The sequence below is a fragment of the Mesorhizobium sp. M2C.T.Ca.TU.002.02.1.1 genome (assembly GCF_003997225.1).
Genome location: NZ_RZTO01001282.1, coordinates 1 through 1056 on the forward strand (window position 1 = coordinate 1; position 1056 = coordinate 1056).

Annotated in this window: 1 protein-coding gene and 1 pseudogene; both read left to right on the forward strand. The window is 60.2% G+C overall.

Annotated features, from left to right (window positions below; all coding sequences use genetic code 11):
- Window positions 1-159: 159 nt before the first annotated feature.
- Window positions 160-549, forward strand: a complete 390-nt coding sequence (locus tag EOD07_RS35485; protein WP_127238443.1) for a cytochrome c family protein — start codon at window positions 160-162, stop codon at window positions 547-549.
- A gap of 306 nt (window positions 550-855) precedes the next feature.
- Window positions 856-1056, forward strand: a pseudogene (locus EOD07_RS35490) (hypothetical protein); the annotation flags it as partial.

The following is a 1056-nucleotide window of genomic DNA, read 5'->3' on the forward strand; positions in this document are numbered from 1 at the left end:
GGCTGTCGACGACGCCGGCCGTCGATCGGCTGCACGATTTTCTGCGCCGCGATCTGGCGCAGCAGGCCTGAGCCGCTGCGATTGCCCGCGCCGCCGGCTGTGGCCTTTGTCAAGGCTTCGCCTTATAACGCCGACAGCCAGAACTCTCCGGGGTCAGCCATGTTTCGAGCCGTCTCGTCCGCCGCCGTCTTCCTGCTTGCCGGTGGCCTTGCCGCGCATGCCGCCGGCGATGCGGCGCTGGGCAAGAAGGTCTTCAACCGTTGCATCGCTTGCCATGAGGCAGCGACGGATCGCGACAAGGTCGGCCCGCATCTGCTGGGCGTCGTCGGCCGCAAGGCCGGCTCGGCCGAGAGCTTCCAGAGCCGTTATTCGCAAGCCATGAAGGATGCCGGCGCCGCGGGCCTCGTCTGGGACGAAGCCAACCTCACGGAATATCTCAAGGCGCCCAAGCAGAAGGTTCCCGGCAACAGGATGGCTTTTACCGGCCTGACCAGCGATGACGACATCGCCAACGTGATTGCCTATCTAAAGGCCGACCCCAAGCCCTGATCGCTATTGCAAAGAGATAGAGCGGTTCGCCGTTTCCGGGAAACGGCGAACCGCTCTAGAGATTTGCCGGCGCTGTTTCATCGCCTTGGCCGTCCGTAAAAACAATAACTTAAGGCATATAAGCTGAAGCTGTTCGACGGCAGCGCGCATTATTGGACACCATGCGCATGCTTGCCTTGTCTTTCAAGGGTCTAACCAATTCTTTTGTTTTGGCGCCTCTGTTTGTCTTCCTTCTTTCAATCCCTTGAAGCCCCACATATATTCGCCGCCACGACACGGAACCGGATGCCGAAGCGGGAGGCCCCAATGGCGACATTGCAGAATTTCGATGCCGAAATTGCCAAGACCAAGCAGGTCGTGCAGGACATGCGCACCAAGATCGAGCAGTCCGGCACGGTGCTCGACACGCTCGCCCAGGCCGACAAGAAGATCGGCGACGCCAATTTCGACATCGAGAACGCCCGCATCGAGGACGTGCTCAAGCAGCAGAAGGTCATGGAAGGCAAC